Source organism: Paenibacillus sp. sgz302115 (genome assembly GCF_056120445.1).
The window spans coordinates 15,687-40,198 of record NZ_JBVYOK010000006.1; the positions used below are offsets into that span (position 1 = coordinate 15,687).

19 protein-coding genes are annotated in these 24,512 nt (G+C 48.2%); 14 read left to right on the forward strand and 5 right to left on the reverse strand.

Annotation, left to right across the window (positions count from 1 at the left end):
* Positions 1–17 precede the first annotated feature (17 nt).
* The 7 genes from AC0LWN_RS13645 to AC0LWN_RS13675 all read left to right on the forward strand — a co-directional run bounded on the left by AC0LWN_RS13645 (position 18) and on the right by AC0LWN_RS13675 (position 12,563).
* Positions 18–2,354: a glycoside hydrolase family 65 protein gene (locus AC0LWN_RS13645; RefSeq protein WP_474666113.1), complete on the forward strand. Its 2,337-nt coding sequence runs from the start codon at positions 18–20 to the stop codon at positions 2,352–2,354.
* 53 nt (positions 2,355–2,407) lie between these two features.
* Positions 2,408–3,724 carry an ABC transporter substrate-binding protein gene (locus AC0LWN_RS13650; RefSeq protein WP_474666115.1) on the forward strand — a complete coding sequence of 439 codons (1,317 nt, stop codon included), beginning with the start codon at positions 2,408–2,410 and terminating at the stop codon, positions 3,722–3,724.
* A gap of 58 nt (positions 3,725–3,782) precedes the next feature.
* Positions 3,783–4,679 carry a carbohydrate ABC transporter permease gene (locus AC0LWN_RS13655; protein WP_474666117.1) on the forward strand — a complete coding sequence of 299 codons (897 nt, stop codon included), beginning with the start codon at positions 3,783–3,785 and terminating at the stop codon, positions 4,677–4,679.
* A gap of 19 nt (positions 4,680–4,698) precedes the next feature.
* A complete protein-coding gene (locus AC0LWN_RS13660; RefSeq protein ID WP_474666119.1) occupies positions 4,699–5,538 on the forward strand; it encodes a carbohydrate ABC transporter permease in 840 nt (279 codons plus the stop codon).
* Between the two features lie 50 nt (positions 5,539–5,588).
* Positions 5,589–7,850 carry an alpha-L-rhamnosidase-related protein gene (locus AC0LWN_RS13665; RefSeq protein WP_474666121.1) on the forward strand — a complete coding sequence of 754 codons (2,262 nt, stop codon included), beginning with the start codon at positions 5,589–5,591 and terminating at the stop codon, positions 7,848–7,850.
* A 51-nt stretch (positions 7,851–7,901) separates the two neighbouring features.
* Entirely contained in the window at positions 7,902–8,564 is a 663-nt protein-coding gene (gene pgmB / locus AC0LWN_RS13670; protein ID WP_474666123.1) for a beta-phosphoglucomutase, read from the forward strand.
* 465 nt (positions 8,565–9,029) lie between these two features.
* Entirely contained in the window at positions 9,030–12,563 is a 3,534-nt protein-coding gene (locus AC0LWN_RS13675) for an alpha-amylase family glycosyl hydrolase (protein WP_474666125.1), read from the forward strand.
* Between the two features lie 146 nt (positions 12,564–12,709).
* On the opposite strand, the gene AC0LWN_RS13680 is transcribed toward AC0LWN_RS13675, so the two are convergent.
* The 5 genes from AC0LWN_RS13680 to AC0LWN_RS13700 form a co-directional block, all read right to left on the reverse strand.
* On the reverse strand, positions 12,710–13,186 hold the full coding sequence (locus tag AC0LWN_RS13680) for an SAM-dependent methyltransferase (RefSeq protein ID WP_474666127.1): 477 nt from the start codon (positions 13,184–13,186) through the stop codon (positions 12,710–12,712).
* Between the two features lie 100 nt (positions 13,187–13,286).
* A complete protein-coding gene (locus AC0LWN_RS13685; protein WP_474666129.1) occupies positions 13,287–14,102 on the reverse strand; it encodes a MerR family transcriptional regulator in 816 nt (271 codons plus the stop codon).
* A gap of 106 nt (positions 14,103–14,208) precedes the next feature.
* Positions 14,209–15,129, reverse strand: a complete 921-nt coding sequence (locus AC0LWN_RS13690) for an aldo/keto reductase (RefSeq protein ID WP_474666131.1) — start codon at positions 15,127–15,129, stop codon at positions 14,209–14,211.
* Positions 15,130–15,256: 127 nt separating this feature from the next.
* Positions 15,257–15,514 (reverse strand): hypothetical protein, encoded by a 258-nt coding sequence (locus AC0LWN_RS13695; protein ID WP_474666133.1) that lies wholly within the window; start codon positions 15,512–15,514, stop codon positions 15,257–15,259.
* A complete protein-coding gene (locus AC0LWN_RS13700; RefSeq protein ID WP_474666135.1) occupies positions 15,507–16,118 on the reverse strand; it encodes a hypothetical protein in 612 nt (203 codons plus the stop codon). Before AC0LWN_RS13700 ends, AC0LWN_RS13695 begins: the two co-directional genes overlap by 8 nt.
* Before the next feature lie 213 nt (positions 16,119–16,331).
* On the opposite strand from AC0LWN_RS13700, the gene AC0LWN_RS13705 reads away from it, so the two are divergent.
* The 7 genes from AC0LWN_RS13705 (at position 16,332) to AC0LWN_RS13735 (ending at position 24,499) form a co-directional block, all read left to right on the forward strand.
* Positions 16,332–16,862 (forward strand): hypothetical protein, encoded by a 531-nt coding sequence (locus AC0LWN_RS13705; RefSeq protein ID WP_474666137.1) that lies wholly within the window; start codon positions 16,332–16,334, stop codon positions 16,860–16,862.
* A gap of 74 nt (positions 16,863–16,936) precedes the next feature.
* The gene (locus tag AC0LWN_RS13710; RefSeq protein WP_474666139.1) at positions 16,937–17,374 is read left to right on the forward strand and encodes a hypothetical protein; all 438 of its coding nucleotides are present in this window, start codon (positions 16,937–16,939) and stop codon (positions 17,372–17,374) included.
* A gap of 121 nt (positions 17,375–17,495) precedes the next feature.
* Positions 17,496–18,338, forward strand: a complete 843-nt coding sequence (locus AC0LWN_RS13715; protein ID WP_474666141.1) for a major tail protein — start codon at positions 17,496–17,498, stop codon at positions 18,336–18,338.
* 89 nt (positions 18,339–18,427) lie between these two features.
* Positions 18,428–18,889 carry a hypothetical protein gene (locus AC0LWN_RS13720; RefSeq protein WP_474666143.1) on the forward strand — a complete coding sequence of 154 codons (462 nt, stop codon included), beginning with the start codon at positions 18,428–18,430 and terminating at the stop codon, positions 18,887–18,889.
* Between the two features lie 167 nt (positions 18,890–19,056).
* Positions 19,057–19,227 carry a hypothetical protein gene (locus AC0LWN_RS13725; protein WP_474666145.1) on the forward strand — a complete coding sequence of 57 codons (171 nt, stop codon included), beginning with the start codon at positions 19,057–19,059 and terminating at the stop codon, positions 19,225–19,227.
* 65 nt (positions 19,228–19,292) lie between these two features.
* Positions 19,293–23,846, forward strand: a complete 4,554-nt coding sequence (locus AC0LWN_RS13730; RefSeq protein WP_474666147.1) for a phage tail tape measure protein — start codon at positions 19,293–19,295, stop codon at positions 23,844–23,846.
* Between the two features lie 11 nt (positions 23,847–23,857).
* Positions 23,858–24,499, forward strand: coding sequence for an S-layer homology domain-containing protein (locus AC0LWN_RS13735; RefSeq protein WP_474666149.1), 642 nt, complete (start codon positions 23,858–23,860; stop codon positions 24,497–24,499).
* Positions 24,500–24,512: the final 13 nt, after the last annotated feature.

Genomic DNA, 24,512 nt, shown 5'->3' on the forward strand with positions numbered 1-24,512 from the left:
GTGAGGAAATTTATACTATGCTGAATTACAACAAGAAATTACCTGATGGGGCTTCAGGCTGGGTTGTAACGGAAGAAAGATTTTCAAATCTGGCCCTAGCCAAGTGTGAAGCCATCATGTCGCTCGGCAACGGTTACATGGGACTTCGTTCCGCTGCTGAAGAATCCTATGTCGGCGAGAAGCGCAATCTTTTCGTGAACGGAACCTTTAACCGCTTCGATGAGCTGGAGGTCAGCGAGTTGCCGAACGCAGCTGATGTTACACAGATGGACATACGGATTGACGGCAAGCGCTTTTCACTGGACCAGGGAGAGGTAAAATCATATAGCCGCAGCCTTAATCTTCGGGAAGCCGAACTAGTTCGGACGTTCATCTGGGGCAATGGCGACGGCAAGGAGCTGGAATTCACCTTCCGCCGGTTCGTCTCTCTGGATCAGTTGCACCTGATCGGACTGAAGCTGGAAGTAAAAGTGTTAAAAGGTTCAGTTCATTTGTCCGTAGCCTCCGGTATTGACGCTCAAGTCAGCAACAGTGGCAGCCAGCACTTCCATGAAGGCGAGAAGCGGATCTACGACAAGACTTTCCTGGAACTGATCCAGACTACCACGGAATCCAAGGTCGACTTTGCGATCGGAGCTTCCCATAAGCTGAAGATCGACGGCGAGGCTGTTGATCTTGCACCGGCGATGGAAATTGAACGCCGTAAGGTAGCTGTAGCTTACAAACTGGATCTGGAAGAAGGTCAAACGTTAACCCTTGAAAAGGTAGCTGTCGTATACACAAGCCGCGACAAGCAGTTTGCCGGCAATTACAGCCTGCCAGCGATGCGTGAAGAAGCATTGAAGGTTTTGAAGACTGCACATGAATCCGGTTATAAGGCTCTGTTCAGTAATCATGCTGCTGCTTGGGCTAAAGTTTGGGAAAACTACGGTATTACTATTGAATCGGGCAATCCGTTCGATCTGCTGGGTGTACGTTTTGGGCTGTATCATCTCGTCGTCATGACTCCAGCGCATGACAATCGAATGGGTATCGGAGCCAAGGGCTTAAGCGGTGAGGGATACAAAGGCCATTCTTTCTGGGATACCGAGATGTTCATCCTGCCGTTCTACATTTACAGCAACCCTGAAATTGCCCGCTCCTTGCTGGAATACCGTTACCTGGGACTGGAAGGTGCCCGGAGCAAAGCGAAAGAGAACGGGTATGCCGGAGCTATGTATCCGTGGGAAGCAGCTTGGCCGTCTGACGGTGAAGTGACCCCGGTATGGGGGGCTGTCGATATCGTAACCGGTGAACAGACCAAGATCTGGTCCGGCTTCATCGAGCAGCATATCACCTCGGACATCGCTTATGCCGTCTGGCATTATTACCGGGCGACAGGAGACAAGGATTTCATGGAGCGCTGCGGGTATGAAATGATCTTCGATACGGCGATTTTCTGGGCTAGCCGGCTGGAATGGAATGAGGCTCTAGGCCGTTATGAGATCAATGAAGTTGTCGGGCCGGATGAGTACAAGGAGCATGTCGATAACAATGCATTTACGAATTATATGGCGCATTTCAACATTGAGCTGGCAATGCAATATTACAAGGAATTGGAGCAGAATCAGCCGGAACTGTTTGTCTCCTACAATAAGCTGCTGAACTTGAGCGAGGCTTACAGCGTGTGGGAAAGCAAGCTGAACCTAATCTACCTGCCGCAGCCGAATGAGCGCCTGCTTATTCCGCAAGATGATACGTATTTGCAAAAGGAAATTATTGATCTCACTCCGTACAAGGACCGGGAAAAAGTGGGCAGCATATTCAATGATTACAATCTGGATCAGGTTGGAAACATGCAGGTTTCGAAGCAAGCGGACATCATGATGCTGTTCTTCTTGCTTGAAAATAAATTCTCGCCGGAAGTGAAGCGTGCCAACTACGATTACTATGAGGAAAAAACATTGCATGATTCCTCGTTGTCGCTGTCGACACACTCGATTCTGGCAAGTGACTTCGGCGATAAGCCGCTCGCGTACCGTCTCTTCCAAAGAGCTACCGAGATCGACCTTGGACCAAAGGTGCATTCCTCGGATGCAGGCATTCATTCCGCTTCGCTCGGCGGAATCTGGGAATGCGCAGTCATGGGCTTTGCCGGAGTCAGAATGCTGGACGGCGAGCTTCATCTGGCACCAAAGCTGCCGGAACATTGGGGAAAACTAGCTTTCCCTCTATACTGGCAGGGTCAGCGTCTTGAAATCAGCATTACACCGCAGGAAATCGCCATAACCAAATCTGCGGGTAAGCCGGTTAGCCTGATCGTTCACAGCCAGCTGCAGGAAGTACGGGAAAAAGCAATTTTTGCCAATTCATAGAAATAGGTATTATTGCATTCCAAATAATTAATCATTAAGGGAGGTCATTCAAAATGCAAAAGAAATGGTCTTACAAAATCGCCGCAGTACTCGCTGGTGTTATGATGCTCTCAGCCTGTTCCTCAGGTGGAGAGAACAATGCCAACAGCAACGCCGGAACGGACAATGCAGGAGGCAGCAAGGAAAAAGTAAAGCTTACCTTCTCCATCTGGGGGGATGTGAACAGCGGCGCGGTAGAACAGCAATTGGCTGATCAATTCAATGCCGCCCACCCCGACATGGAGGTCAAATTTGAGCCGATACCGGGAGACGGTTATGGCACAAAGATAACGACCTCACTGGCCAGCGGAACAGCTCCCGATGTGTTTCTGATCGGTGAAGGCGACTTTATCTCCTTTGTAGACAAGGGTGTTATTGAGCCGCTTGATGATTATATCGCCAAGGATTCATCCTTTGATCTGAACATTTACCAGAAGAATCTGATTGATATGGAGCGGATAGGCGGCAAGCTGTATTATTTGCCGAAGGATTTCAATCCGCTGGCCTTGTGGTACAACAAAAAGATTTTTGATGATGCGGGGGTTGCTTATCCGAGTGATAGCTGGACCTGGGATGATATGTTCGCTACCGCCCAGAAGCTGACCAAGCAAGAGAACGGAAAATACACCCAGTTCGGGTTCAATGCCGGTACTTGGGAATATCCGATCTACACCTATCTGTGGGCAAACGGTACTGATATTGCCAATGAAGACGGTACGAAAGCCGAAGGCTTCATGAACGGTGAGAAGACCGTTAAGGCTATGGAGAAATACGTGGCGCTGTCCACAGGCGAGAACAGAGTGTCGCCTACGCCGCAGGATACGCAGTCGTTGGGCGGCGACTCCTCGATGTTCATGACTGGTAAGCTGGCTATGATGGTTACCGGACGCTGGATCAAGTCCGATTTGGACAAATCGAACGTGGAATACGGCTCAGCGCTGATTCCTAAAGGATCAGACGGTACACGCACCGGCATTATCGCTGCAGCAGGCTGGGCGATGAACTCCAAGACAAAACACAAAGCGGAAAGCTATGAGCTGATGAAATGGCTGTCCGGCACAGAAGCCCAGAAGCTGCGCTCCAAGAACGGGCTGGTGCTGCCGGCAACTGTAGCAGAACTCGATCAGGTCAAAAAGACCGAAGAGAAGGACAAACCGGTTATCGAAATGATGGACTTTGCACGTAAGCCGGTGTCCCTGCGTTCGGTTAACGGCCCGATCTTTAAGGAAACATTCACACAGGCGCTGGAAAAAGCGCTGCTTGGCAAGCTGGATATGAAGAGTGCGCTCGATGAAGCGGCCAAAGATGCCGATGCCAAAATCAAAAAATAAGCTTAGCGGGTGAAGCGCCATCCTCGGTGCTTCACCCGCTTCCATCAAGGAGGCCGTCATGAATAATGCCAAATCGGAACGCGCCGGGTACTGGTTCATCCTGCCGTGGCTGCTGGGATTAGTTATTTTCACACTTGGGCCGATGATCTTTTCGCTGGTTCTCTCCTTCAGCAAATGGGATGTCATCACCGGTGTCGAGTCGATTCAATATGTAGGGCTGGACAATTTCCGCGACATTTTTCACGATGAATTGTTCTATCAGTCTTTGAAAGTCACTTTAATCTTTGCGCTTGTGTCAGTACCGTTATTCCAGATATCGTCAATCCTGATTGCCCTAATGCTTAACGGGCGTTCGCGCGGAATGAAGTTTTTCCGGCTTATTTTTTTTATGCCGTCCGTTATTCCTGCTGTCGCCACCTCGATGATGTGGGTGATGATCTTCAATCCGGAATACGGAATTCTGAATCAGGCATTGGGCTGGTTCGGCATTCAAGGCCCAGCGTGGCTGCAGGACCCAAGTTATGCGCTCGGCGCTCTGATCGTCATGGGCGTGTGGGGAATCGGAAATACGATTATCATTTATCTGTCCGGTCTGCAGGGAGTGCCGGAGGACTTGTACGAGGCGGGAGAACTTGATGGTGCCGGTCCGGTCCGCCGTTTCTTCAGCATTACGCTGCCGCTGATTACACCAACTGTATTTTTCAATCTGATCATGGGGATTATCGGCGGTTTTCAATATTTTACCCAGGCATTCGTTATGACCAACGGCGGGCCACTCAACTCGACACTGTTCTACAATCTGTATTTGTACAACAAAGCATTTATAGAATTTGACATGGGTTATGCGTCCGCGCTCTCCTGGATTTTGTTCCTGATCATTCTGGTATTCACGCTTCTGGTCATCCGCAGCTCTTCTTTCTGGGTGTACTACCAGGGCGATGATCAACATGACTAAAGGAAGGGGGACGCCTACAATGCAAAAAATACAAAGTAAAATCAATCTGTCTCAATGGTTTGCATTCCTGCTGCTAATCGGCGGTTCAGCTATTGTACTGGTGCCGCTGCTGTGGACTGTATCTACCTCGCTCAAAACGCCGGCTGAAGTGTTCGGGACTTCCTTTTTTCCGCAGAAATGGCTCTGGTCCAACTATGTGGATGCCGTGAAGGCCATCCCGTTCTTTTTATATTTGCGCAATACGATTGTCATTCTGATACCGGTCATGATCGGTACGGTGTTCACTTCGGCGATTAGCGCCTACGGCTTCGCCCGCTTCAACTTCCGTGGTAAAAAAACGCTGTTCCTCGTGCTGCTGGCTACAATGATGCTGCCGAGTCAGGTAACGATGATTCCGACCTTCATTCTGTTCAAAGAAGCTGGCCTGACCAACTCCTTCTTGCCGCTGATCCTGCCCTCGTTTTTTGGCGGTGGCGCGTTCAACATCTTCCTTGTGCGCCAGTTTATGCGCGGTATTCCACGTGAGCTGGATGAATCGGCTTTTGTGGACGGGGCGAACCGGTGGCAAATATTCAGCCGGATTATGCTCCCGCTGTCCAAGGCGCCACTCATTGCGGTGTCCATTTTCACCTTTATGGGGGTGTGGAATGATTTTCAGGGGCCGCTGATTTATTTGAATTCTAATGATAAATATACGCTGGCGCTGGGACTGTCCATGTTCAAGGGCTTATACAATGTGGAGTGGAATATGCTGATGGCAGCGACCATTCTGATCATGCTGCCTGCGCTGGTGCTGTTCTTTATTGCACAGAAATATTTTATTGAAGGGATTTCTATCTCTTCTGCTGTGAAGGGCTAAGCGGCCCGCCATGCATTTGTGATCTACAGATAAAGGAGCGGGATTTCCATATGACCGGCATTACTAGCAAGCATCCATTCAATTTATATTATAACGGCGGTGAATACGTCAAAATCTGCGGCGCGCAGGATGGCTATTTCCCTGATTTCGGCCACCATACGGCGAATGAAATGGGTGGAATCTGGCTGCATCCGATCAAGCTGCTGGACGGTTTCTGGCTGAAGCTGACGGATACGAAGCGGAATATTTCCGTCTGGTCACGGGCCGACGGCTTCACGAGTGAGTCCTGGGGCAGCCGTTTCCAGTACGATCACGGGCTAAGCCACATTCCGGTGGCGATGGAGCGGACACAATTTGCCCCTGAACGGGTAAAAGGTATGACTGCTGCCTACGAGCTTCATCATTACGGGGAAGGAGATCTGCATTTGCAGGTGGAGCTGCTTGTCCGCACCGATCTCCGGCCGGTCTGGTTCTCGGATGAGGTGGGTGTCTATGACGGAGTACGTGACGAAGCAACGGTGTTGAATTCACGTGAAGTGCTGGTAAAGGATGAAGCTCATCCTTGGTTTACACTGGTTGGGACTGATCTGGCGGGCAATGAGCTGGAGGTTCGGTCCGATCTGTACGGGCCTGAATTTACCGCCGGGGCCGGCTGCGGCATTTCCTTCCGCACTGAGCTGACGATTGCTGCCGGGGAGCGGCACAAGTTCCATCTGTTTGCCGCTGGTTCTTATACTTCCCGGGAAGAGTGTGAAGGCAGCTATCGGCAGCTCGCCGCTGAACATGAAAATCTGCTTACCGAGAAACAAGAGGTGTATGGCGCCATAGCTGAGCGGGCAAAGTTTACTGTCGAAGGCGAAGCTGCCTGGAATGAAGCGTTCAGATGGGCCAAGTGGAACAATCAATGGCTGATCCAGCAGGTAGATGGAACAGGCCGGGGTCTCACGGCAGGCGGACCGACTTATCCGTGGTGGTTCGGCTGCGATAGCACATATGCCCTGCAAGGCGTGCTGGCCATCGGAGATCCGCAGCTTGCCAAGGATACGCTGAATCTGCTGCTGGAGAAGTCGGAGGAGGCCAACGGCAACGGGCGGTTTATCCATGAGCTGACAACTCTGGGGGCGGTATCTAATCCCGGCAACACGCAAGAGACAGCCCACTATATCGCTTTTGTATGGGAGCTGTTCTGTTGGACAGGTGACGTGAAGCTGCTTCGCCGCCACTATGACTACTGCGTCAAGGGAATCGACTGGCTCCTGGGGGAAATGGACTCTGACGGTGATTTGTTCCCGTCAGGTTACGGGATTATCGAGATTGCCGGACTCAATATGGAACTGATAGATAGCGCCGTCTATACAGCCAAAGCGCTGCAGGCGATGGAGAAGATGAGCGGATATCTGGAGGAGACAGAGGCACAGCAGAAATACGGTGAACTGGCCCGGCGCTGTACGGATGCCGTGAACTCTTCATTCTGGCAGGAGAACGAAGGATTGTTCGTCGATGCGGTTGCTCCGGTCGCCGATGTTGCGGCCAAGGCAGACTTTTTGGTCTCGCTTGCCGAAGCGCAGGGTGTGGCCGGATATCGCGAATATATGGATAGTCTGCTGGGGACGGCCGGAATTGATATTGCCGCCGATGGCGATGATGCCAATGCTAATCTTACTGCAGGAATCCATGCAAATGCCGATAAAACGGCCGATCGTGGCTGGCTGCTGAACAAGAACTGGGTTATTGTCACTCCAATGGAGGCCGGCATTGCTGAGCCAGACAAGGCCCGCCGGGCGCTGGACAATATGCGCAATGATACCTTCATCGGGGAATATGGCACGTATTTATCCGGGATGTTCCAGCAGGGGACGATGACAATCTCGACCGGGGCTCATGCGATCGCCGAGGCCGCTAGCGGCAACCCGGACGCAGCGCTGGCGCTGCTGAACCGGATGCTGCGCAGCTTCTCACGCGTCCTGCCAGGCTCTTTCTCCGAGATGTCGCCGGATTACGGCTGCGTGGTGCAAGCCTGGACGATCTACGCCCTGGCGGTACCGGTGGTACGCCATTTCTTCGGTGTGCAGCCGTTTGCTGTGCGGAAAGAGCTGAGACTGAAGCCGCAGCTTCCGTCAGCGTGGAACGGCAAAGATTGTAAGCTTGAGCGGCTGGTCATTGGCGAAGCGGAATTTGATTTGTCCCTGACAGAGAAAGACGGGGTTCTGCAGGCGGTCATTCATAATGAAGCCGGGTGGAAGGTAACAGTAGAGTGGAAAGGGCAGATTGTGGACAGCTGTGAGAAGCGCATAGTATTGAAACTGTCCTAGACGGAGATTAAAACAAAAGAGAAACGTTATACCAGAGGAGATGGAGAGAGTATGAAACTGGAAGCAGTTATTTTTGATCTTGATGGAGTAATTACCGATACGGCGGAATATCATTATATCGCCTGGAAACAACTTGGGGAATCCATCGGGATTCCGTTTGACCGCGAATTTAACGAGACGCTGAAAGGCATCAGCCGGGGAGAGTCGCTGGAGCGGATATTGCGGCTTGGCGGCAAGGATGCAGAGTTCACGCCTGAGGAAAAGGCAGAGCTGGCCCGGCGCAAGAATGAGCATTATGTGTCGCTGCTGAGCGGACTTACGCCTAGCGATACGTATCCCGGGATTGCAGAGCTGCTGGCAGAATTGCAAGCGCAGAATATCCCGGCGGTGATTGCTTCCGCCAGCAAAAATGCGCCGCAAATCTTGCGCTCGCTCAAGCTGGATGGACTGTTCCGCTATGTGGTTGATCCTGATTCCGTACAGCACGGCAAGCCTGCACCGGATTTGTTCCTGCGCGGAGCTGCAGAGGTTGGCGCGCAGCCGGAAAACTGCGTGGGCATCGAAGATGCCACCGCTGGAATCCAAGCGATCAAGGCTGCGGGTATGAAGGCGGTTGGCATTGGTGAGCGTTCCGCTCTGGAAGCTGCCGGCGCAGATGTGGTTCTACAGGAGACGACGGCACTGAGTCTGGACTTCCTTAATCGTCTGCTGTAAGTTCAGGCAAAGGATAGAGCAGAACCGTCGTTAGCTTGCTGTTCGCCAATTCGCAAGTTCTTCCAGCAAGTCCCTGCCTCGATTATACCAGGCTGTGAAATAGACAGAACTATTTCACAGCCTGTTTTTATTTAAGTTGAACTAAAGGGCAGAAGTGATGGAGGGGAGGTTTGGATAGGTCAGCTTTTATAGCTTCGCCTTAAGACAGTAGATTTCAAGGAATATTCTAGGAAAGATTATCATTGACCAGTAAAAGATTGGAGATTATAATCATAAAAGGAAAAACTCATTGGGTAGATACGGTATAAGACACTTCATCAGCTATATTTGAAAACGCATACAATGATGTTTTTCTATTAAAATCCGGGGGGTGAAATATGAACAATGTAGGGAATCTTATTTTTTTTCCTTGAAATGCAAACGTTTGCGCAATGAATTTAATAATTTTTTGAGGAGGTTGTTTGCTTGGAACGGCAAAAAACTAGGTCTTTTATTTCTTGGATGGTTATTTTTGCGTTAATTTGCAGCTTGTTTGGTTTATCCGGCGGAGCATCTGCCAGCAATACTGATTATACAGTCACCTATACAAATTCCACGGCAACGGCAGTAACATTGCATTGGAGCACTAATAATTGGACCAGTGTTACGGACACAGCGATGTCGAAGACGGGGACCACATTTACGGCAAATATTAATGTCCCTGAGGGCGCCACATTAATTTATTGTTATCACATCACAGCTCCTACAGACAGTTGGGACAACAATGGCGGCAAGAACTGGACAGCTGTTATTCCGGTTGCCGGGAAATATGAAGCTGAGAGCGCAGCCTTATCAGGTGGGGCGAAAATAAATACGGATCACACCGGATATTCGGGAACCGGGTTTGTTGACGGGTACACAGCCAGCGGAGCGGCAACAACTTTCACTGTTCAGGCTTCTGTTGCAGCTGCCTATAACGCCACTCTTCATTACGCAAATGCCACCGGAAGCGCCAAAAACGTTTCTATTTACGTTAACGGAACAAAGGTGAAGCAGACTGCTCTCGCAAGCTTGGCCAATTGGGATACATGGGGCGATCAGACAGAAACGCTCTCCCTGCAGGCCGGGAATAATACAATTGCATACAAATACGATTCAACCGACAGCGGAAATATCAATATTGATTACATCAAGATCGCGCTGGGGACTTCGCCGACACCAACAGCAACACCGACAGCCACGCCAACAGCCACGCCAACAGCAACACCGACACCAACAGTAACACCAACAGCAACACCGACATCGACACCAACGCCAACGCCAACACCAACACCAACACCGACGGCCACACCAACAGTAACACCAACAGTAACGCCTACTCCGACGTCCACAGGGGTAACGGTTCACGTTAAGAAGCCTTCAGGCTGGAATTCGGCGCTGCGAATCCATTACTGGAATTTGAGCCCTGCAACAGTTCCTACAAGCGGAGCGTGGCCAGGGATTCTGATGAATGCGGACGGAAATGACTGGTATAGCTATACTATTACTGGAGCCACGAGCGCAAGCCTGATCTTTAATGATGGCAGCGGCAAACAGACGGCTGATTTGTCCCGCAACGTGAAGGAGGGCTGGTATTATACAGATAACGCGTGGTATGATGCCAACCCGGAAACCCCAAAAATTCCGGTGATTTCAGCCGCTCCTGTTCCGAAAACGTATGATTCTGCCCAGACAGTGACGCTATCGAGCAGTAACAGCGGCGATAAAATCTACTATACGACAGACGGGTCGACGCCTACAGCTTCATCTACTCTGTATACTGCTCCAGTTCAGGTTGCGTCCTCTTTAACGATCAAGGCCTTCGGTGTCAACTCACTCGGTCAAGCGGGAAGCATCGCTTCTTTCGCTTATGTCATTGATCTAAATGCTGATTTACAGGCGCCAACCATTACGGCCAATCTGCCTGTCGGGCATTCGGAGTCCGCAGTTACTGTATCTTTTAACATAAAAGACAACAAAGCGGCAACAACTAAAGCCTATTACACGGATGATGGTACAGAACCAACGGCAAGCTCCAAACTTTATATCTCCGGCAATGCATTGGCGGGCCTGGCTGGACCGTCCATTCTCATTTCCAAGACTACGACCCTGAAATTTCTTGTGGTAGACGGTGCCGGGAATCAAACCACGCAGAGCTTTGTGTACAACATTGGAAAGTCGGGCGATTTCCGCGAGGACACCATTTACTTCGTGATGACCTCCCGGTTCTATGATGGCGATCCGGGCAACAACGTACACTCATGGGAGGATGCCAAGGCGGGAAATCCGGATTCCGACCCGGCTTGGAGAGGAGACTTCAAGGGGCTGATCCAGAAGCTGGACTACATCAAAGCTCTTGGCTTCAGCGCCATCTGGATCACACCTGTTGTGCAGAATGCGAGCGGGTATGACTATCATGGCTATCACGCGATCAATTTTACCAAAGTAGATCCAAGATATGAATCGGCAGGAGCATCGTATCAGGATTTGATCAATGCGGCGCATGCCAAAGGGCTGAAGATTATTCAGGATATCGTCGTCAATCACACGGGTAATTTTGGTGAAGAGAATCTGTTCCCTATGTTCAAGAAAGATCCAACTAAAGCGGACACTGTAAATAACATGATGAAAATAACAGATAAGCTGCCGGCAAACTATGATTCCATGACACCCGATCAGCAGTATCAGGCAAGACTTGCCCTAATGAAGACTGAAGGCACGAATAATAACATGTACCACACGGAGAAAAGCTTGTCCTGGGAATCTTACACTGTACAGACAGGGCAGATCGCCGGAGACTGCGTTGACCTGAACACGGAAAATCCTGTAGTGGATCAATATTTAATCAACGCCTATAACCAATATATTGACATGGGTGTGGATGCTTTCCGCCTTGATACAGTGAAGCATGTGAGCCGGTATATTTTCAATAAATATTTTATTCCTTCCTGGAAGGCCAGAGGAGGCTCTGATTTCTACATCTTTGGTGAAGTGGCTACCCGGTACAGAGATGTATGGAACAGTGGGATTCCGGCAATCTCAACCCCGTTCTATACCTGGAAGAGTGCCAAATCGTACCCTGGTGACGGCAAAAATGACTACGCTTCCAATAAAACATCAGTTGAGCAGGAGTGGGCGGATAATTCGACAACAGCAGGACAGCCAACCTCGAACAATGCTTTTTTAAACGGCAATAATTATCATACGCCTGACTATTCAATGAAATCGGGGATGGATGTGATTGATTTTCCGATGCATTGGGCCTTTAAGTCGGCACAGGAAGCATTCGGCATGAGAAGCGGTGACCAATACTATAACGATGCTACCTGGAATGTCACCTATGTGGACTCTCATGACTATGCACCTGACCAGGCTCCGGAAAATCAAAGATTCGCAGGGACACAGGACACTTGGGCGGAGAATCTGGCACTGATGTTCACCTTCCGGGGAATTCCCGCCATTTTCTACGGTTCAGAGATCGAATTCCAAAAGGGGAAAGTCATTGACCCCGGCCCGAACGCACCGCTCAGCACCACAGGCCGCGCTTACTTCGGTGATCAAATAGAAGGAAGTGTTACGGTTCAGGATTACGGCAAATATACAAATGCAACCGGCAAACTTGCGGAATCGCTGAATTATCCTTTGGCGAAGCATATCAGACAGCTTAATTTAATCAGAAGAGCCGTTCCAGCCTTGCAAAAAGGCCAGTATTCCACAGAGAATGTAACGGGCAATCTGGCATTTAAGAGAAGATATACCGACAATGCGAAAGGCATTGACAGCTTTGCACTCGTTACGATTTCGGGAAATGCTACGTTTACCGGAATTCCGAACGGAACCTATGTGGATGCGGTCACAGGCGATACCAAGTACGTTAACAACGGCACGATCACATTAACCTGCTCCGGCAAAGGAAATGCAAGAGTGTATGTATTAAATGGCAAGGGCGGGATTGGAGAGACGGGAACTTATTTGAAGTAAAACAAACTTGCAGGATGTGAGAAATAAAAACCCGTAAACCCTTGATTTAACTGGGCTGAGATAAGGATGTTTTAAGATGTGGGCGGTATAGCAATTACAAGATGCTATGCCGCCTGAATAATTCGATCTGCTAAGCTCTTCCCTCCTTAAAAATTAAAAACTTCTGCCCAATTAAAGGAACCAGATTCTTCGGTACTTTTCGGCCACCTGCTGCACCATGCCGGGACACCGGGGGTTTCAACTCTGTCAATGCTGGGCGTGTAGGGCTTAATATCAAGAACGGGAGTATTGTCGTATGCATCCATAAATGCCACTTGAATTATACCTTTTTCAAAGTCGATTTGGATAATTTCCGCTGCGGTCAACGCTATCGGATTAGGACGTATAGGCGACCTTGTAGCAAAAATCCCCATGACCTCGGGAGAGCCTTTGTACGGTGACTCGCTTTGCAGTACGGAGCGCGAATGCTCGTCGTCATAATCGCTAATCCACCAAAGTACATTGATATGGCTAAAACCCTCTAATGATTGTAAAGCTGGAATGAATTTTTTTTCCAATGTAATGAAAGTACCGCCCTGGTCGCTGCGAACCTTGCCAATGGAATGTACTTCTAAATTACTCAAATTATATCCTCCTCGTATTCGATGTCAGGTGCAGCGTAAGCCCTCACACCATGTGAGAGTCAAGAGGATAAAAAACGTCCTGCAAAAATGCAAGACGTTTTTATACAATCTCCAATGGTATTTGAAGTTCTATTAGGTATTTTTCTGGATTATTCTCATTCCAGGGGCCACGGTGTACGATTTGTCGTGTTTGCCCGGACATCTTATATTGGCTATTCTGTTGCAGCCATTCAGCAAAAGCTATATATGCTCCCGCTATATTAGGAAAATCACCACATACCATTGTGCAAGCCATCGTGGGTATAGGCTCGGTATTTCGATAGGTAAAGCTGTTTGTACTTTTCCCCTGTTTTTTTACAGGAATGCATAGCTCAACATCAACATGAGTCTCTTTGTACTCTATGTCGTGATAAATAGAAAAAGTATTACTGTAAATATGTATGTGGTTTTCTTCGGCAAAAGCAGATAACTCTTGCCATAGTTCGCCCTCGGCGTAATAGTCCCGAATTATTCTACGCAGGGATAGAACTTGATAACTTGGAATGGATTTAATTGAAATGTTATAGTGAATTTCATTTTTCTGCCCTAAAAGCTCTTTTTTAGCGATCTCTATTTTCCTTAATTTAACTATGTTGTCTTGAATTATCTTTTCTATTTCCGCATATTTTACGTCAAGCTGTTCTATAAGAGATTTATCATCCATTTTGTCAAGGGCTACTGTAATTTCCGAAACATTAAATCCACTATCCCGGAGATAAATAATTTTATTAAGAACAGGTATTTGCTCGACCGAATACATACGGTATCCTGTCCACTTGTCGGTTTCTGCTGGCTTTAAAAGTCCTACTTCATCATAGTATCGGAGCATTCGAATTGAAATTTGTGTCAATTTAGAAAATTCTCCTATTTTGAACATCTTATCACCAACTATTATCTATAATCGCGTTGTTATAGGCAGCAGGAAGAAATTAAGAGCAAAGATGAGGGATACCATTCTCTAAAAAACGGTATCCCTAAGCCCGTTAAGGAAGCTTGTTCCCCGCTGCACGGTAGATCTCATACCACTCTTCCCGGGAGAGGGTGATATCTGAAGCCTTGGCAATGTCGAGGAGGCGCTGGGTGTTTGTAGTGCCTACAATCGGCTGCATCTTGGCCGGGTGTCTTAGGAGCCAGGCGATAGCGGTGGCAGTGTCGGCCACACCTTTTTCGTCAGCCAACCGGTTAATAACCTGGTTCACTTCAGGGAACTTGTCATTCCCCAGGAATACGCCTTCAAAGAAGCCGTACTGGAATGGGGACCAAGGTTGAATGGTCATATCATGCAGGCGGCTGTACTCCAGAATGCCTCCATCATGCACAACCGAAGCGGAGTTGGTCATGTTGACGTTGAAGCCGGAATCAATCATGCCTGTAACCATTACGCTCAGCTGCAATTGGTTGAAGATCAGCTGTTGTTTGACATTTTTTTTGAGTAGCTCGATTTGCAGCGGGTTCAGGTTGCTGACGCCGAAATGCTTGACCATGCCTTTTTGCTCCAGGTAATCAAAGGCCGCAGCGACTTCTTCCGGCTCCATTAAGGTGTCGGGACGATGCAGCAGAAGCACATCCACATAGTCGGTCTTGAGACGTTTCAGGCTGTTCTCCACCGAATTCACAATATGCTCCTTGGAAAAGTCGAAAAAGCCCTGCCGGATGCCGCATTTGGTCTGGATCATCAATTGCTCGCGCATGCCGGGACTGCTCGCCAGAACGTCGCCAAACACCTCTTCGGCTTTGCCGGCAGCATATATATCCGCATGGTCAAAAAAGTCGATCCCTGCCTCAAGCGCGCTGTGGATATGCACATCAGCCTCCTTGGAGGACAAGTCGGCAATCCGCATACAGCCAAGTGAAATCTCGGCAACTTCGAGAGCGCCATTGCCTGCGTTAATTCTTTTTACCATGAATGCTTCACTCCTTGAATGGAAGGTATAGTGTAGGATACAGCATCCAAACCATAGCATAAAAGAACAGACTTGGCCAATATACACATGTTGCTGCACAGGAAGGAACGGTCTCACTTTTAAGTGATCAGCTTTGAAGCTTAGTGATGCGGTAAAGGGTATCATTTTCCACACCGGTGTGAGGATTCTTGCCCATGTACTCTTCTACAAAACCACGCAGGATAAGACTCTGAAGATTATCATTTATTTCCGCTAGTTTAATACCCATATTGTTACACTTTAGAGCGGCAAGAATTTGATTGAAATTTCCAGTACCGTGTGACAGGCCTGCTTTCAAAGCATAATATACCGGATACGCTGAGTCCCCCATCAATGGCCTATTCATTGTCCAGCCCCCCGTGCAAATACTCTACTACTACAACTTGGTGAACAGCATTGTTAAGTCGTTCATATATCAAAGCAGCATCCTCTACAAAAAAACGGGAGAGCTGCCGTGGCATAACCATTTTGAGACGGAAATCTTTTTCATGGCTTGTGTTGTAGAGCTCGACCTTGCGTTTTTCTTTCTCCAAGGCATCAATGTACTGGGTTAGGCAATTTTTAAAATAAAGATCATCGCTCTTGCTGCCGGGTAAATCACAGGGCTGGATATCAAACAGGACCCCGGTAAACTCAGAATCTTCATGTTCATGATTAAAACGGATAACGGATTGGATGAGATCACCAATGAGCCAAAGACGCAGCGGATTAGCCCAATCCGGTTTCTGGACATAGATGTAGGGTTTCAACTCTAGGCCATGTGCTGTATGGGAAAAAGTATTTAGTATGTGTGATCGGGAGCTTTGCAATTGATAGCTATTAGTTTCTATATATACATCTAAAATGCGATTGTAGGCCAGCGCGTTAACAAAAAAGGGGCTTGTGTCGAATAAAGCAGAATTTCTTGCACCTAGTCCGCGTCCGTCTGCTGTTTTAAATATCAAATCCATAGTACATAACTCCTTCAATAAAATTAGACTAATAAAAAAGGCGGGAAGAGGTCCCGCCTGGTGAGGGCGGCCGGGCGGCCGCTTATAGTGAAACAGTCTTGGGAGGACTGTGGAAAGGGGACGGGGCTTTTACTGCCCCACTATCACATACGCCACCATTCTCTGATTGTTTAGCAGCATATCGGTATACTCTATAAAAAGAGGTGATTGTGAATGCTTGATAAATTCAGAGAGTTTCTTGGCAGGCAAATATCTGTAGAGATTAAGCATCCTATGACGATAATTGCTTTGCTCGATGGAGATTATAAATCTCCGGCGAATCATCGGACTTGCACACTAATGGAGCATATGGCGCGTATTGGGGGAGATCAGGTTGCGGTTATTTGTTTGCATCAAGGGGAGAAGAAAGAGGCTGCCTATCAATCTGCACGATTAAATAATTTAACGATAGCCCAAGCTGGCTCTGACGTTTGTTCTTTATTCCAGGGCCGTATCATTATGTGGACTGACTCGCCGGGGTATGCAGACACGTTTAGAACTGCACACCCAAACTTAATTGTGTATGACGATAGAGAGAAAGGAATTAGCGGTCGCCAGGAGGAGGATATGTACGAACTAGCCGATATTGTCTTCAGTTATGATCTGGACCAAGAACATAATTTTATTCCGGCTAATGCAGCAGGTGCAGGAAAAGCGCTGAGAATTATGCAAAGCAAACCCAGCAGAAAACCGCCACGTCAATAATGGATCAGCAGCTAAATGCTATAAATAGACCCAGTATCGTTATCACGGTGCTGGTTTTTAATTAGGAGGTTATTATGGTTACTGACCTTTATGTTGAAATTTACCGCAAGCTCCGCACAGATCAGCAGCTTCTGAAGTTGATGAACCTTGATCCGGCAGACCTGCCCAGTGTAGAGAAACGAATTCAAAAGCGGTCACGGCCTGTAGATCTTAGCGAAGGCAATCTGCCGCTAATTAGCTTTTATGCGAGCCGGAAAGGCAAGATCAATCGGGAGAATTATCTGGTCTATGATTCTTTAATTAAATTTAATACTTACACTGTTAATAATGTGGATCTGGCTTTGAAAATTTCTAAACGAATTGTTGAATTATTTCGGAATGTCATAAGTCCGTTTGAGAATGTGGAGAACTTCGAAACAACTCTGTATAAGCAGCATGAGTCGGCAACCCTTATCCCTGATGTTTATTGTTTCACTACAGTGCTTCAATTCTCTCTATCTTTGGATGGGTAGTGTTAGGAATTATTGCAGCCCGCCTACTCTATGCAGGAAGAACAAATAAGAGCTTCGGGCTTGTTGATCTGATCACGGGTTAGACAAGCCTGATGTATCAATTAAAGGAGTGAATTTCCGAATGGCTAAAAAGATGATCATTAAGGGAGTAGGACAATTTCTTGCAAAGAAATATGCAGCCGATGGTAAAGGTGTTGAGGTGGTATCGCTTGGTACACTTCAAAATCTAAAAATTGATCTCAATGTAGAACTGGAAGATGTGTTCGGTTCTGATGGCCTATTCGCGATTGATAATCTGGTGAAATCCAAATCAATTGAGATTACAGCTACTGACGCAAAATTTGACCTGGCTCAGCTATCCTTAATGATGGGTTCAACTGTCAAAGAAGATGTTAGCGGTTCTCTCTGGGTACTAAATGAACAGCATGAGCTGATTAAAGGTGAGCTTGACCGCAGTGCTGCTTCCGGACCGGATGTTGCTGTAGCAGAAGTCACATTCGGCAGCACTCTTTACGGCGACGGCAATTTCACTGTGAAGCTGAAGGACGCCAACTCTCTCCTTGAGAAAGTGGCCTATAGCTCAACAGTTGCGCCAACGAACAAACAGTTCATGGTCACTACTGATGCAGGAAAAACCTATGTAATTCTGAATGCATCTCATACCAATAAGGATGTTGTACTGAGCTACCAGCGTACAGAAAACATTGATGTAGTGGATATTCTGGTTGATGAGGTTCCGTTCCCGGTTCACATCATTCACCATGGATCGTTTTTGCAAAAAGACGGTACATTCCAAGGCATTGAAACAGAGCTGTATCAATGCCGGGCCAAGGGTTCGTTCTCCATTGACGCTGCCCGGGCTACTGCATCTACTTCGCAGGTTACCCTGCAAGTGCTTGACCCAGAACGCGCAGACCGTAAGCTGGGAAGTATCAAACGCTATTCGGCAGCCTCGAACGTGTAAACTCTGAAGCTTGCCGCGGATGAACGGAGGCCCGGGTATCCCCACCCGGGTCTTTGTTTTTTTCAATAAAAGCACAAAGGAGAGAGTTTATGAGCAAGACAGTTCAGGAATTACTGCATTCGAAAGAGATGAATGAGGCGGCGCTGCAACGGATTAAGGCAGAGAGCTCAGAAGAAGAATTGCCAGAAGATAAGGACGTTCGTTTATCTGAGCGTGTGTGGTTTGAAGAGGATGAAGAAATCATGCTGCGCAATGGACAGCTGTATCGAATTCCGCCAATGACCTTTGGAGATACAAGAGAGTTCATGCAGTACTTAAAAACGGTAAATGTAGGCGAAATTATTCTCAACTTTGCACCGGGCCAGGAAGCCAAGGAAAAGACACTTCACGATATCTTGGGGTTAGCTTTTCAAATTTATCCGGAAATTGCTTACCGGAATAAAGATGGGAATCTGGTTGTGGATCATTCATTTATTGACCGTAATGTGGACCTTCGTACAGCAAAGCGTATTCTGGATGTCATGATGGATCTCAACGGATTAAAAAAGTAGAACGGGCTGAGGGAGAAGAGCCGACAGGGGTAGAAGTCCGCGACGCCGAGACAGGAGAGCCTGTCACATGGAGCGAGGTTTTTTTCTATCTCCATAAGCACTGCAACCTCGATAAGTGGGCAATCAGGAGATACACTTACCCGCAGATTCAAGAGCTCCTGAAGCAGGTGCATAAATATATTCGTTTTGAGGTGGAGGTTGCAACCGCCCCTCTTCGGGCAATGTTTGGCGGAGGCGGCGGAGAGGGGGGCCAACCTGAAGGTTACAACGATGCAGACTACCGTGAAATTGATGAAGACGGTGTTATGGAGCTGGCGCGTATGTTTGGCGGAGGGTAAAAGTGAAGTCCGGCCTATTCTATTTAGGATGGGCTTTTTTTATTTGATAAGGGGAGGGATGAACTATGGCGTCTGATTATAATCAGGAGCAAAGTAATTCGCTAGAAGCGGAAATTTCGCTCAAAATGGGATCTCTTGCAAGCCAGGCTGCCTCATTTACTGAGCAAGCGGATGCGCTGATTGCTTCTTTTGGCGATATCACGAAGGAAGCTGGGGCAATTGATATCGTTGGCCGCAGACTGCAGGCTATGGTGGATAAGATAAAGAGCATCAACAGCAACATTAACGGTATTAAGACTACGTCAGATTATTCCCCGGCCGTTTTTCTGGCACAAAAGATGGAATCTCTTCAGCAAACACTCACAGATAAGGTTAGAGCGTTGCTGGACTTTCAATTTACGGAGCTTGCCAAAGCATTGAACGATCTGCAAGCTGCACCGGTAAGTTTTGGTAATAATGCCGCAACCATTCAGCTAAGCGGGTTCCCTCAGTACGGGAGAAATACTGCAGGACAGCAGAGCAAGCCTGAATACATGAGCGGTGAGATGAACTCTGCTGTAAAGATATTGGCTGACCAAAGCCAAAAACTAATGTCCACTGTTATGAACGCCATGCAAAATGTTCTGGGCGATTCTTTTGACAGCGGTGCATCTTTGCTGCTCTCTATGGGATATGAAACCAATAAAGAGTTTGATTATCCAGAGAAGCCGGTTCAAAATATGGCTCTTGCCCATGGACTGCCTGTGGAAGACGCGGCTGCGGCCTACCAGTATGCATCTACCGCTGCAACCGATCCGCTTGAAGCACAGCGTATGGCAGCCTCGGCTGCCAAGTTGAACAATGTTGGAGACTTGGATACCCGGCAATCCGCAAGCGGTCTTGCTGCAATAGCCGCCAAGTGGGGACTAGACGCTGCAGGTGTTGAAGATGCCGCTAATATGGTAGCTGCGGGTTCAACATTAGCTTCCGCCAAAATAAGCGATCTGCTTGAATTTCTGCAGCAATCAGCGGGTTTTATCCCTGGATCTGGTGAATCTGATGAAGACAAGCGGAAGACGATGGCCTATTCCATTGCAATGTCTTCGATGTACCCCTCAACCCTGAGCAAGACAGGAGATAAAAACGGTGAGTTCTTTAAGAACATACTCGCTCCTCTGAATGATCCTGCATCCAAGAAATTTGAAGAGATGTCTCAGCAGACGGGGCTTAAGGCTCTTGATCCCTGGAATGAAAAAAACGATGCGAATGGAAAGCCGGTTAAGCAGCAAAAATCAGGAATGGATATGCTGTTTGCGATTACGGATGTCATTGATAGATTAGCTTCAGATGACCGGGATTTTGTTAAACATACCTATACCAGCAAATTAGGGGATGACTCCGGTGCATCTACGGCTCTATTCGAGGACATGGGCAGGATCAATACAACCCCAAGCATCCAGGCACAGGGTGGTGCTGTAAGGTTCGTAGAGAAGTTGCAAGACAAGGACTGGACGGCCGAACAATCCAATCAGTTGCTTGCGGAGAATACGCTGTCCTTTGCATTCCAGGAGCAGAAGCTGAAGACGATGTGGGAGGTTTCGACACAAGGGATATTCGATCATCTGAAGAAAGAGTTTCAAACTGTAAGCTCCAGAATTATTACATTTTTAAATGTGGTTCGTGACAATGCCGGACTTTTTACTGCGGGGATTACGAGCCCGGGGAAGGATGGGCAGAGCTTTGCTGCTCAACAGGCTCCCAAGGCCGATCTGCAAAATCACATTACGGCTGTACAAAATCGGCTTGATCTCGTAAACAGTAAGCGTAGCGTTCTGAGTGTCGGACATTTGAATGACAAGCTTGGTACGCAGCGCGAGGAGTATGAACAGCTTAAGCAGGGGCGTGCTGAAATCGAACTCAGCGGTGAATATGGTTCTGAAGCGCATATGAACATCAACCGCCGGATGAACAAGAAGCAATGGGATATTGATCAGACCCGTCGAAGTCTGGTATGGGCTCAATCGGTTGATCCGAGGCTGGACTTAGAAGCGCAGCACCTGGAACGTACACTGACAATGCTTATTCGCCAAATGAAAGAGCTGGAGCGTCAGGCCGACTCTGTAAACACCCGAATGGAGCTACTGGATATCGCCACGAGGGTTGATAGGCTGGATGGAGATATGCTGGTTGACACAATAGCAAGGATATCCGGGGGATTTATCAGCGGAACCATGCATGCCCGGAAATTTGAAGAAGAGCTAATGCGTGTTAGTTCCAGCGCAGGACGTTCAAATCAACGCATTATGCAGTTCATTAATGACATGGTGAAACTTAACAAAGAGTTCCGGGATACAGGCGATATTCAAAAATATATTAATGCTCTAGCCCGGTTAGAGCGAGAGACCCGACTGTATAATTTAGAAATTGACCATATGCAGGCCATTGAAACTGAAAGCAAGCCTGCCTCCGGAGACAAAGACAAAGATAAAGACAAGGAAAAAGATAAAGATAAGGATAAGGATAAAGACAAGGATAAGAAATCTGCCTATGAAATAGCAAAGGAAATCAAGGAATTTTTCACCGATGATTGGTTTAAGGGCAAGGATGAGGATAACGGGGGCAGAAGAAACGGTTCAGGCGGCTCGGATGAGGAAGATAACGGGGGCAGAAGAAGCGGTTCAGGCGGCTTGGGCGAGGAGGATAGCGGGGGCAGAAGAAGCGGCTCAGGCAGCGGCTCGGACGAGGAGGATAGCGGGGGCAGAAGAAGCGGCTCAGGCAGTGGCTCGGATGAGGAGGATGGCAGGGGCAGAAGAAACGGCTCAGGCAGCGGCTCGGACGAGGAGGATAGCGGGGGCAGAAGAAGCAGCTCAGGCAACTCGGATGAGGAGGATGGCAGGGGCAGAAGAAACGGCTCAGGCGGCTCGGGCGAGGAGGATAGCAGGGGCAGAAGAAACGGCTCAGGCGGCTCGGGCGAGGAGGATAGCGGGGGCAGAAGAAGCGGCTCAGGCGGCTCAGATGAGGATGATGGCAGGAGAAGAGGAAGCGGCTCAGGCGGCTCAAATAGAGGTAATAGAGGAGGCAGAAGAAGCGGCTCTGGCGGTGGCAGGAGGGGAATAGCAGGAAAACTATCAGGTCTGACCAGAGGAGTAGGGAAACTATTCTCCAAAGGCGGGAAGCTTGGAAAGCTTGCTTCAACGGTGGGAAAGGGGCTGAAGATCGGGCTTAAAAAGATTCCATTGATTTCGGCAGTTGAAACCGGAATGGACTTTTATAATGATGTTGTTGCCCCGCTCAGCATGACCAAAGAAGAAAGAGATAAGCTGGATGCAAGCGGGCGTGTTGATCTGCAGAAGCAGGCCCAGACGATCGGTGATGGTAATTTTCTGACGAAAGCTTTTGGTATTGGTGAAATGATTCTGGATGGTGGTATTCGAGGCGGGATTAATCAAATCTTCGGTGGTACCGGGGTTAAATGGACGGAATACGCGGATGCTTTAAAAATTGCTTTTAGCGGAAAAAAAGGCGGAGAGCTTACTAAAGCGCTGGAGCAAAAGTTTAAAGGGAACGCAGACACTGAGAAAGCAACCAAAAAGGATGAGGACAAACCAAAGCAGGCGGATAAGCCGCTTGATTCGAATACAGATAATAAGAGAAGCTATTCAGATATTAGGAGAAGCTATACAGATTATCCAAATTGGGGTCAGACTGCAAGGTATGAGGACGCACAAACGATGATGTCCAGAACTTTGAGTCTCCAGGATAACGAAGCGACTAAAATTCAGGCCACCCATGATGAAAGCTATGCCAAGCTTGTCATGTCCGGCGTGCGTGAGGATTCCGCTGAGATGCGGGCGCTCTTCGAAACTTACTTTAAGAAGAACATCGCAATGCTGGATGGTATTCTAAATGGCACGAAAAATGCGGATGGAAAAATTATTGATGAGGGCTTGGTTGCCAAACGTAACCGGCTGACAGCAGGGTCGGACTCCTACAACGAAATAGACGCCCAGATTGCTAAGATAAAAGGGCAAATCTCTTCGCTGAAACTTCAAGAATATCAGATGAGCACTGACGGCGAGTTCAACGACATCATGGAGCAGCTTAATCATGACCTGAAGATTTCAAATGCGGACTGGAGTATGAAGAGAAGTGATGCTATTCTTTCAGGCGCCAGAGAAGACTCAAGCGGTGTCAAGCAAATTCAGTCGGCGATGGCTCAGGATATCAATTCACGCATTGGCGTCACACTGGGCGATCTGAATGCCCTGCTTGATAAAAACAAGGATAACGAGACACAGCGCAATAAAATACTAGAGCAGATCAAGGAGCTACAGGTTCAACAGAAGGATAATCTGGTAGATATTAAAAATAATCTGCTGCAAGGGAAATCCACATTCAATCTTCCGGATGGCGTACAGGCTATGAGTTATTACGAAATGAAGGTCAGTGAGGGGACAGCCAAGCAGGTATCCTTTGGCTCTGGAGATGTGAACGTCACAATTCAGGCGAATGTCAACGGACAGCAGGATTGGGCGGCTGTAGGCAATCAGGTGGCAGGCATCGTTAAGAATGCCAACGTCAACGTCTCCCGCGAGCTCTCTCAGCAGGTGAAGACGGGGATGCAATATAATCATAGATAGGAGGAGAGGCTATGCCTGCTCAGTATCCTTTTGGGACAGCAAATGACCGCTATAAGAAGCGGTTGTTCGTAGAATCAGGACTAAATTTCACGGAAGTAGACGCTAAGATTGTAGAGCCCTATGCTCCGCCAAGTCCGCAATTATCACTTAAAGAGATCAAGATCATAAATGCTCCGAGCCATTTTCACCAGATGGGCATTTCCAGCTACAAGGTTCAGCTCAGCCTACTCTTCAAAGATAAAGAGGCTTACAATAATTATCTTACCTACTGCGGCTGGACCCATAAGTTCTATGATGAACGCGGAGTTCTGTATTTGGGATCGCTGGAAAGCATCAATCCCTCGCCAGTATGGCTCAATAATGGTCTGGATAATAATCAAGACCGCAACCGGGGATATAAGTGCGTGGTTGAGCTAGTGATGATCAAGAAGGACGGTTATGACAAGAAGCACCGTTTTGAATATCAGGATACTGCAGGTCACTGGGCCGAAACAGATATCGAAGAAATGGCTGACGCGGGGTTGGTCACGGTCGTGCAAGCAGACGGTACTCCGGTTCTCTACTTCAGACCGAACGGCTATATTACCCGGGCAGAGTTTGTTTCTTTTTTGAACCGAACGCGGCGTTTTGTCGAGCGGATGTTGAGAGAGTAGCCTGTAGGCTATT

Excerpts from the sequence above, each read along its gene's own strand:
- AC0LWN_RS13685 (WP_474666129.1), bottom strand. The coding sequence starts at position 14,102 with ATGTTCAAAATAGGAGAATTTTCTAAATTGACACAAATTTCAATTCGA.
- AC0LWN_RS13730 (WP_474666147.1), top strand. The coding sequence starts at position 19,293 with ATGGCGTCTGATTATAATCAGGAGCAAAGTAATTCGCTAGAAGCGGAA.
- AC0LWN_RS13695 (WP_474666133.1), bottom strand. The coding sequence starts at position 15,514 with ATGAATAGGCCATTGATGGGGGACTCAGCGTATCCGGTATATTATGCT.
- AC0LWN_RS13705 (WP_474666137.1), top strand. The coding sequence starts at position 16,332 with ATGCTTGATAAATTCAGAGAGTTTCTTGGCAGGCAAATATCTGTAGAG.
- AC0LWN_RS13655 (WP_474666117.1), top strand. The coding sequence starts at position 3,783 with ATGAATAATGCCAAATCGGAACGCGCCGGGTACTGGTTCATCCTGCCG.
- AC0LWN_RS13650 (WP_474666115.1), top strand. The coding sequence starts at position 2,408 with ATGCAAAAGAAATGGTCTTACAAAATCGCCGCAGTACTCGCTGGTGTT.
- AC0LWN_RS13700 (WP_474666135.1), bottom strand. The coding sequence starts at position 16,118 with ATGGATTTGATATTTAAAACAGCAGACGGACGCGGACTAGGTGCAAGA.
- AC0LWN_RS13720 (WP_474666143.1), top strand. The coding sequence starts at position 18,428 with ATGAGCAAGACAGTTCAGGAATTACTGCATTCGAAAGAGATGAATGAG.
- AC0LWN_RS13735 (WP_474666149.1), top strand. The coding sequence starts at position 23,858 with ATGCCTGCTCAGTATCCTTTTGGGACAGCAAATGACCGCTATAAGAAG.
- AC0LWN_RS13645 (WP_474666113.1), top strand. The coding sequence starts at position 18 with ATGCTGAATTACAACAAGAAATTACCTGATGGGGCTTCAGGCTGGGTT.
- AC0LWN_RS13710 (WP_474666139.1), top strand. The coding sequence starts at position 16,937 with ATGGTTACTGACCTTTATGTTGAAATTTACCGCAAGCTCCGCACAGAT.
- AC0LWN_RS13660 (WP_474666119.1), top strand. The coding sequence starts at position 4,699 with ATGCAAAAAATACAAAGTAAAATCAATCTGTCTCAATGGTTTGCATTC.
- AC0LWN_RS13715 (WP_474666141.1), top strand. The coding sequence starts at position 17,496 with ATGGCTAAAAAGATGATCATTAAGGGAGTAGGACAATTTCTTGCAAAG.
- pgmB (WP_474666123.1), top strand. The coding sequence starts at position 7,902 with ATGAAACTGGAAGCAGTTATTTTTGATCTTGATGGAGTAATTACCGAT.
- AC0LWN_RS13665 (WP_474666121.1), top strand. The coding sequence starts at position 5,589 with ATGACCGGCATTACTAGCAAGCATCCATTCAATTTATATTATAACGGC.
- AC0LWN_RS13690 (WP_474666131.1), bottom strand. The coding sequence starts at position 15,129 with ATGGTAAAAAGAATTAACGCAGGCAATGGCGCTCTCGAAGTTGCCGAG.